The sequence below is a fragment of the Providencia sp. PROV261 genome (assembly GCF_028477945.1).
GTDB classification, from domain to species: Bacteria; Pseudomonadota; Gammaproteobacteria; order Enterobacterales; family Enterobacteriaceae; genus Providencia; species Providencia stuartii.
On sequence record NZ_JAMPMC010000063.1, the window covers coordinates 1 to 9,246 of the forward strand.

Annotated in this window: 6 protein-coding genes and 1 tRNA gene; 2 read left to right on the forward strand and 5 right to left on the reverse strand. The window is 40.5% G+C overall.

The annotated features are described in order from the left end of the window. Both PR675_RS20170 and prlC read right to left on the reverse strand, forming a co-directional pair. Positions 1-627: class I SAM-dependent methyltransferase (locus tag PR675_RS20170; RefSeq protein ID WP_272582954.1), on the reverse strand; the 627-nt coding region annotated here is incomplete at its 3' end. Then, entirely contained in the window at positions 620-2,662 is a 2,043-nt protein-coding gene (gene prlC, locus PR675_RS20175) for an oligopeptidase A (RefSeq protein WP_014657108.1), read from the reverse strand. The genes prlC and PR675_RS20170, both read right to left, overlap by 8 nt. A gap of 256 nt (positions 2,663-2,918) precedes the next feature. On the opposite strand from prlC, the gene PR675_RS20180 reads away from it, so the two are divergent. Together PR675_RS20180 and PR675_RS20185 are read left to right on the forward strand one after the other, a co-directional pair. Next, positions 2,919-3,013 (forward strand) — tRNA-Sec (locus PR675_RS20180). A 209-nt stretch (positions 3,014-3,222) separates the two neighbouring features. Next, the gene (locus PR675_RS20185) at positions 3,223-4,431 is read left to right on the forward strand and encodes a tyrosine-type recombinase/integrase (RefSeq protein ID WP_060561515.1); all 1,209 of its coding nucleotides are present in this window, start codon (positions 3,223-3,225) and stop codon (positions 4,429-4,431) included. A gap of 278 nt (positions 4,432-4,709) precedes the next feature. Here the strand turns inward: PR675_RS20185 and iteS are convergent, their stop codons facing one another. The 3 genes from iteS to PR675_RS20200 all read right to left on the reverse strand — a co-directional run bounded on the left by iteS (position 4,710) and on the right by PR675_RS20200 (position 8,920). After that, positions 4,710-6,989, reverse strand: coding sequence for a S8 family anti-phage peptidase IteS (gene iteS, locus PR675_RS20190; RefSeq protein ID WP_060561516.1), 2,280 nt, complete (start codon positions 6,987-6,989; stop codon positions 4,710-4,712). 2 nt (positions 6,990-6,991) lie between these two features. Continuing rightward, complete coding sequence (locus PR675_RS20195; RefSeq protein WP_060561517.1) at positions 6,992-8,116, reverse strand: AAA family ATPase; 1,125 nt, start codon at positions 8,114-8,116, stop codon at positions 6,992-6,994. Positions 8,117-8,641: 525 nt separating this feature from the next. Then, positions 8,642-8,920, reverse strand: a complete 279-nt coding sequence (locus PR675_RS20200) for a hypothetical protein (RefSeq protein WP_239686483.1) — start codon at positions 8,918-8,920, stop codon at positions 8,642-8,644. Positions 8,921-9,246 lie beyond the last annotated feature (326 nt).

A 9,246-nucleotide genomic window follows, 5' to 3' on the forward strand; every position in this document is an offset into this window, starting at 1 on the left:
TGCCAATAAAGAATCGGCATCATCATCAGCCCCTACCAATGATTGAAAAACACGCATCTCTTTTTTGACTAATGCACTTTTTTGGCGGTGTGGATACATCGGGTCGAGATAAATAACATCAGGGGGTGTTGTGATATTGGCTAATGCAGTAATACTCGAGGCATGGATTAACGACATACGTTGTTTTAGCCACTCGCCAATTTCGCTATCTTGATAACCACGTTGTAGTCCATCATCTAACAGCGCGGCAACAACAGGATGACGTTCAAACATACGTACCTGACAACCTAGCGCCGCTAACACAAAAGCATCACGCCCAAGACCAGCAGTCGCATCAATTACATCGGGTAAATAATCTTTTTTGATCCCAACAGCTTTGGCAACGGCTTCACCACGGCCGCCACCAAATTTACGTCGGTGCGCCATTGCCCCTGAAACAAAATCGACAAAAATACCCCCTAGTTTTGGTTCATCCATTTTACGTAATTGCAAATTCTCAGGTGTCAGAACCAGCGCCATAATGGCATCATGACAATGGATAAGATTCCATTTTTCAGCAAGTTGAGATAGGGTGCCTTGATCGGCCCCCTCTTCACAGATCAATTGGATCTTGATGTGATCAGCCATTGATACCATAGCTCTTCAACATTGCATCCAGCTCAGGCTTACGGCCACGGAAACGTTCAAACAGTACCATTGGCTCTTCTGAACCACCACGACTGAGGATATTGTCGAGGAATGATCGCCCAGTTTCGCGGTTAAAAATACCTTCTTCCGCAAAGCGTGAATAGGCGTCTGCCGCAAGTACATCTGCCCATAAATAGCTGTAATACCCCGCAGCATAACCACCCGCAAAGATATGGCTGAAGGCATGTGGGAAACGGCTCCATTCAGGTGATGGAACAACGGCTACTTTTTCTTTTACCGCATATAAGGTTGGCATGACTTGCGCGCCTTTCGCTGGGTCATATTCAGCATGTAAGCGGAAATCAAATAAACCAAACTCCAACTGACGCAGAACAAACATGGCAGATTGGTAGTTTTTCGCTGCCAACATGCTATCAAGCATTGCGCGTGGTAATGGCTCACCCGTTTCATAGTGTCCAGAGATAAACTCAAGCGCCTCAGGCTCCCAGCACCAGTTTTCCATAAATTGGCTTGGTAATTCAACGGCATCCCAAGGTACACCATTGATACCCGCAACATCGGCGACATCGATTTTTGTCAGCATATGGTGCAGGCCATGACCAAATTCGTGGAATAGGGTGATCACTTCATCATGAGTGAATAAAGCGGGTTTATCACCAAGTGGTTTGTTGAAGTTACAAGTCAGATAAGCGACAGGGTTTTGTAGCGAGCCATCTTTATGAACCATTCTACCTGCACAATCATCCATCCACGCACCGCCACGTTTGTGCTCACGCGCGTATAGGTCAAGGTAGAAGCTACCGCGCAATGTGTTGGTGTCATCATATAGCTCAAAGAAACGCACATCGGGGTGCCATGTTTCAACATCTTTGCGCTCTTTGGCTGTTAAACCATAAATACGATGAACGACTTCAAACAGACCTTCAATAACACGTTGCTCTGGGAAGTAAGGGCGCAGTTGCTCATCACTCAGTGAGAATTTGTGCTGCTTCTGTTTTTCGCTGTAATAAGCAATATCCCAAGATTCGAGCTTATCGACGCCATAATGTTCTTTCGCAAATGCGGTGAGTTCCGCTAATTCATCCTTACCTTGTTGATGAGCTCGTTCAGCTAAATTGGTTAAGAAGTCTAATACTTGCTCTGGCGATTCAGCCATTTTTGTTGCGAGTGACTTTTCAGCAAAGTTTTTAAAACCAAGCAATTGAGCGAGTTCATGACGCAGTGCCATCAATTCATCGATAAGTTCACTGTTATCCCATTTGCCTGCATTCGGACCCTGATCGGAAGCACGAGTGCTATAGGCATAACTCATCTCGCGGCGTAGCTCAGCGTTATCTGCATAAGTCATTACAGGTAAGTAACTTGGCATATCCAGAGTGAGTAAATAGCCTTCTTCACCTTTGGATTCAGCCATTGCTTTTGCTGCCGCGATAGCGCTTTCAGGCATACCAGCCAGTTCGCTTTCATCTTTAATTAATTTGGTCCAGCCCATTGTCGCATCAAGGACATTGTTGCTGAATTTAGAGGCGATTTCTGACAAACGGGCAACAATTTCACCGTAGCGCTGTTGTTTTTCAGGTGGTAGACCAATGCCTGACAATTCGAAGTCGCGCAGCGTATTTTCAATCGATTTTTTCTGGGATTGGCTGAGTGAAGCAAATTGTGCACTATCTTTTAGGGATTTATACGCCAGATAGAGAGGTTCATGTTGGCCCATCCAAGTGCTGAATTCAGAGAGTAATGGTAGGCATTTTTCATAAGCTTCACGCAGTTCTGGGCTATTTTTGACGGAATGAAGGTGCCCAACGGGTGACCATACACGGGATAGTTTATCGCTTGCTTCTTCAAGCGGTTGGCATAGGTTATCCCAAGTATATTGATGAGTGGCTGACAGGATATTTTCGACAGTTTGACGATATTCAGTCAGGACTTGTTGAACCGCAGGAAAGACGTGATCAGGTTCAATTTTAGTAAAATGAGGTAGTACAGAATCGGTTAATAATGGGTTTGTCATATAAACATCCTGTGATAGCAGGCTTGCGCTCGTAGGCCAAGGCTTACTGTATTGACAATAAGTTAAACGGCTGACCCTCAACTTAACAAAAGCAGCACGCCACTGTGAATATGTAAAATTATATGGGGGCGGAAATGAAAACCTCAATACAAGATAACGTTTTTTGTGCTTAATCTTTATCAATAAATGTGACTATTTGATTTCATAGGCTTTGGAAAATAGAGTATTCGGGCTATAATCAAGCCTCTACAGATAAGGAAGATCGTCGTCTCCGGTGAGGCGGCTGGATTTCAAATCCAGTTGGGGCTGCCAGCAGTCCCGGGCAGGTTCGACTCCTGTGATCTTCCGCCACTCAAGTTCAATACACCTCCACTGAATTCAATTAAATCCTTTAAATTCAACTTATAAAAGTAATTCATAGTCAACTCAGTTCAACTGGGGTTACTCCACATCAACCCCTAGTTGGGGGTGTTAATCGGGGGTGCATTTAGGTATGGTATATCTTGCACCCCCAAATTCTCATTTTCTTTGTAACAGATAGGGCTTACGGAGGTTTTGTTATGGCTCTGAGTGATATAAAAATAAAAACGGCAAAGCCGCTAGATAAGCCCTACAAACTTTCTGATTCAGGTGGGTTATATCTGATCGTTAATCGCAATGGTTCTAAATATTGGAGAATGAAGTACCGCTTCGCAGGCAAAGAAAAAATGCTTTCTATTGGTGTTTACCCGAAAGTGACATTAGCGGAAGCAAGAAACCAGCGTGATGATGCGAAAAAATTGTTGGCTCAAAATAAAGATCCAAGTGAACAAAAGCAATTAGCGCGATTAGAAAAGCACTTAGCTTCTGAAAGTACTTTTGAAGCAGTAGCTCGTGAGTGGCACACCTCTAAAGCGGATCGCTGGTCACTACGTTACCGTGATGAAATTATTGATACCTTTGAAAAGGATATCTTTCCTTACATTGGTAAGCGTCCGATAGCAGAGATTAAGCCCTTAGAGCTACTTGAAACTTTGCGTAAGATGGAGAAGCGCGGAGCCTTAGAGAAGATGCGCAAAGTCCGCCAGCGTTGCGGGGAGGTCTTTCGCTATGCAATTATTACCGGTCGAGCGGAATATAACCCAGCCCCTGATCTGGCTTCTGCTTTAACTCCACCAAAGAAACAACACTTTCCATTTTTAACCGCTGAAGAGTTACCTTATTTTCTAAAGGATTTAGCAGGGTATACAGGTAGTGTGATCACCAAAACGGCAACTAAAATTATTCTGCTGACAGCTGTACGCACACAAGAGCTCCGCTTTGCGCGTTGGCAGGATATTGATCTAGAAAAAGGAATTTGGGAAATTCCGGCTGAAGTGATGAAAATGAAGCGACCACATGTAGTGCCACTATCTAAACAGGTGATCGAGCTGTTTAATTCACTCAAACCACTGTCAGGGCATTATGAGCTTGTGTTTATAGGCCGTAATGACCATAGAAAACCGATCAGTAAGGAAAGCGTAAATCAGGTTATTGAGTTGTTGGGGTATAAAGGAAGACTAACAGGGCATGGCTTCCGCCACACGATGAGCACGATCTTGCATGAGAAAGGATTTAATTCAGCATGGATTGAAACCCAGCTCGCGCATATCGATAAGAATGGGATCCGTGGTACGTATAATCATGCTCAGTATATGGATGGGCGAAGGGAAATGATGCAGTGGTATGCGGATTACATGGATGAGTTGGAAGGGAGTTTGGATAATGTGGTTAGTGTGAATTTTAAGTGATATTTGGATGTTTTGGCTTCTAGGTGTGTAGATGTCTAATTTGAGAACCACTTTTGTTATGCTATATTTTGAGCGTAAATAGTAAATATGCATATGGTATTACGCTTATACAGATACTGTTGCAGCTAACGTGATGCTGCAAGTACAGTCAAAGAATGACAGCTGAAAATATCGAATTACCTAGAACATTATTACTAAGGATATGGTTTATTAACAAGCAAGGTGACCGTGTAGCCCTCAATGTCAGCAGAGTGATCACCTTATTTATAAATATATAATTACGCTTGAATTCGGATATGTTGGTCAATATCAACAGTGACCCATCCCAGTTGATTAATTTTTTGGATGGTTTCATTATAAACGGGTTGATTAGGTTCTAGACCTCTTAAACTTAGAACAAGAGTTGCTCGTTGTGGGGCTTCCGGTATTGCCATTTCAGCCCTTCGCAAAACACTAAGTTTAAGCCGCCAATCACCTACATTAATTCCTCTAGAGGAGATTTTGTGGTATGCCTTTACAGGTGACCACTTGAAACCATTTTCAACTCGAGATTTTTCATATAGATCCTTAACATCCTTTGGTGCTGCTGGAATCATAGAATTAAATCTACGTATGCCTTTCTCATCAGGATTGTAACTTCCCATACCAACATCGACGTTAGTTCGGCAATATTCAGATGAATAATTTTTATCTATTTCTGGAGAATAAACTAATGTCATTATTATCTCTCCTTTATATTTTCCATCATCTGTATTCAAGCAATCTGGAATTGGAAAAGGAAATCTTTCAAATTCAAAACCACCATGACGAACATCGGTTTCAAAAATCATTGTCATACAATTTGGGTCGCAATATAAATGGTCAATAATATCTCCTGGTCGCCCAAATCCTTTATAATTAATAGTACCCGTTGTAACCTTCCCACCTAATAAGCTGGAATGAACCATCAATGCTTTAATGCGTTCGGTTGGAACTTCAGTTTTTCCTCCTTGAGACAAAAAATGATGCAGATGAGCAGCGATACTCGCTGCGATTGGAGTTGCAAAACTTGTTCCAACAGTTTCGCAAAGAGTATTATTTGGTCCCAATGACAATATACCTATCTGGGCAAATGTACCTTTAGCTGTAACATTGCCCCCATAATGAGTAATCTCGGGTTTCGGAATACAACTGGGGCCAGGGCCAATACGGGAGAATGGCGATGCTTCATCAATACGACTCAAAGCTAATGGTGATTCTTTATGTGCTAAACTACCGACTGTCAAAGCTCTGATGGAGTCCCCTGGTGAGGAAATTCGATTGATACTAGCATGGGCGCTTGTTGTTGGCCATTGCTCATGGTTATTTTGATTACCAGCAGCAACAACAAACAAACATCCATACTTATCATGCATTTCATCCAAAAAATGAGCAAAATCCGAGAAATCGGTGTTATGGACAGGGTCATTACCACCTAAAGAAAGATTCCAAACTTTAACCTGAGGATATTTAGGGACAATATCTTGAATAATAGCAACTAATTCGTCCTCAGTTGTCGTTCCACCTTTAGGGAATACGTTTACATCAACAATTCTGGCGTGTGTACTAGGGAATCGTGTGTCTTGATGGTTTAAACTCTGACTATTTACAATTAATGACGCTACCATTGTCCCATGACTATAATCCTCAAAACCATTTGGAACATAGCTTTCTCGCGCAATTATCCATGGAGAAATTAGTGAACTATTAGGGCAAATGCCGGAGTCAATAATGCCCACAATGGGATAGTCAATATCTTCTTGTGGAGCTGGGAATAACTGTTCGTTAGCTACTCCTATTGAAGTAGTCTGTAAATGCATATCACTTATTTTGAATTCAGGTATAGTCGAAATAGAACGTAATCCTATAAACCTTGACAAATTTTTTACTGTATCTTTGTTTTCGGTTGTTATCGAAATAAGATCGTGATTGCTACCATAACTCAGTTGCTTTAGCTGAATATTATTTTCATCAGCAAATTTATCAAATGCAGATCTTAGAGTGTTATTTTTATCATCATTCTGGTGGTCAAATAACCTGACTTTTAATTTTTGTCCTTTCGTTATAGCAGAAAAGATATAATTTAAATCATGATTACTTAAACGGTCATCTGAAGAATATGGTTCTATTTTCTCAATGGCGGATATATTAGCTATTATTTTTTTACTTTCTCCATTGAGTAATCTAGATTTCAAATTATTAAGACCTTCCTTGGTCGCACTGATAAGTAATTCGCCAAAATCCAAAGAGCCGACGATCGGACATGTTCGTGAAGTAAATAGTCCTAAAGGGCGATGGCTTTTAGCCAGAGCCTCTTCTTTAAGAGTAACTTTTACTACTCCAGCTAAACCAGGCCAATTCTGAAACTGTTCGGTAAAATAATTTATAGACTCATCAGTTTGCTCGGCAAGGCGTACTCTTACCTCTCGAGTTGCACCATCTCCAAATATTGTTTGTGGTCCAAAACCCTCATAGTTAATCTTTTTGTGATCACTATTACTGACTCGAACAATCTGGACTGGGTTATTTTGTTTTTCCATGATTAATTAGAATCCTTATTTGAGGTTAAAGTTGAAATTTTGCCAGTTGATAAGCCAAAAATTACGGACAGTCGCTCAATGGTAAAAATTTTGTTATTGAGCATTCTGAGCTTAATAATTTTATCTTCATCACTAAGATCTGAGTGGTTCAAAATATCTTGATATTGCTCCATAGCTAACCCAATGATTAATTTGTCGATATCAATTTGTTTTTGCCCTAAAAGAATTGCATTTCTAATAGCCGTTTTGCAGGACTGTTGTATGGTTGCACCACTCATCCCTTCCGTAGCATCTGCAACTCTTTTTACATTTTTTGGACAGAAATCTCCTAAAAATTGCTCTATCAAGCTACATCTAAGTTCTTTGTTTGGAAGTGTTATTTTTAATCTATATGCAAACCGTCGCCATACTGCAGGATCAAGTAGCCCTTGATGGTTAGTTGCTGCGAGAAGAATAGTATTTTCAGGTAGGGCATCTATATTTTGTAATAAGCTAACGACAACACGTTTGAGTTCGCCCAATTCGTGTTGGTCATCTCTTGCCTTAGCAAAAGCATCAAATTCATCTAAAAATAAGACACAAGGTCTGCTTGCTGCATGATCAAACAGACTACGTATATTTTTAGCTGTAGATCCCAAAAATGAAGATATCAGGGTATCACATCGGGCTGTGATTAGAGGGAGCTCAAGCTTTGCTGCGATATGATGAGCTAACTGTGTTTTTCCACATCCAGGAGGCCCATATAACATCATTGATGGGGATATACCAACGCCAGCTTCAGTTAATAAATGAGCTTTGCTAATGAAAGATAAAAATTCATCAACACTTTCTTGTATTGATGTAGGTAATAGAATACGTGCATCATCTAAAGTTGGATACAATACATCACCTAAAGTTAGACGACTATCTTTATCTACTGGAACAATCGGTTCTAACTGCCCGTTTAGCCCAGCAGTGGAGTATTGAGCACCTAAGTTATTTAGCTTCTTTCTGATACTTTTAGCTGACCTGTCATCTCCCTCTTTCTCTAATTTCGATGCAAGAAGTTCTGAATAAGCAGTGACTTGCGTCAAGTTATTGCTTAGTGCCCCCTCAATAACCTTTAATAATTCTAATGTATATTGCATATGTTTGATTCATCTGATTGCCTAGGTATGGGTATACAATACATCAAATGAAAAAAACCATCAATATATGAAAATAGCCTTTAAAATATGAAATAATGATCAATTTAATGAAGGGTATGTGTGATAATCAGTTTGGGAAAAGTAATTTAGCTTAACTTTAGTGTATTCCATTATCTAGATAGGCTGGCAGGTTCTTTCCTACGGTTATAATGATTTTTTTGTATATACCTCATGGCAAGCAATATTCACGTTATGGCACAGGTTATACTCATTGTAATAACTGGTTGTTGATTCTTTACCACTATTATTCAGATAGTTGTACCGCATTAACTATTTAGAGTTCATTTTACCCAAGGGAGTCGTCTATTTTTTTAACATCCAAGCAACACATAATCATCCATTATCCTCTCCAGCCCCCCAGTTCTCCATTTGCTTGCCAATTATCCATTCCACCAGCTGCTCTTCAGTTTCCATTTTCAAGGTATTCAGCCAATTATATAACGTAAAACCCAGCATTAAATCATACTAGCACAGCCACATTAGTGTGGGACGTAGCTCAGGGTTATTGAACTGGTTAAATAGGCTAATCAGTTTGTTGGCAAACGAACGTTGTCCAAGCCGCATACACTCGCTGAGTAAAATACCCTCCAGCATCGGGTGGTAACGCAGTAGGCGGTTATCGACCTCTAGGCTCACATTCATATCAGATTGTACCGATAACGACTCAGGGAGCGTTTTACCGTGCACTAAGAGGAACGATAGCGAGTGACTGGTGTTATCAGGGAAGCGTATACCAGCCACCATCAGCTGGTGGCTATTCTTGATGAAGGGATGACACATTCCCTGACAAACAGCCAGTTTGGTAAAGTCTTTTGGGACAACTTTGGAATGAGTATTGTTAGGAAAGAGTATAGTGGCTTATTTTTAGTGATAAATCCATTAAGGATATATTGGCTTTCACTGTTATTCCTTTTATGTTTCTAATCATTAACCCAACTAGCATTAAAAATTAAAATAAATAGGATATCATGTGAATAATTTTGAAGAGCAAGAAAAAATGATGCAACGATGGAGGTTAGCAGACTCGGAACTAAACAAAGAGAATATAAACACGTTTTTCCCTTTAGACG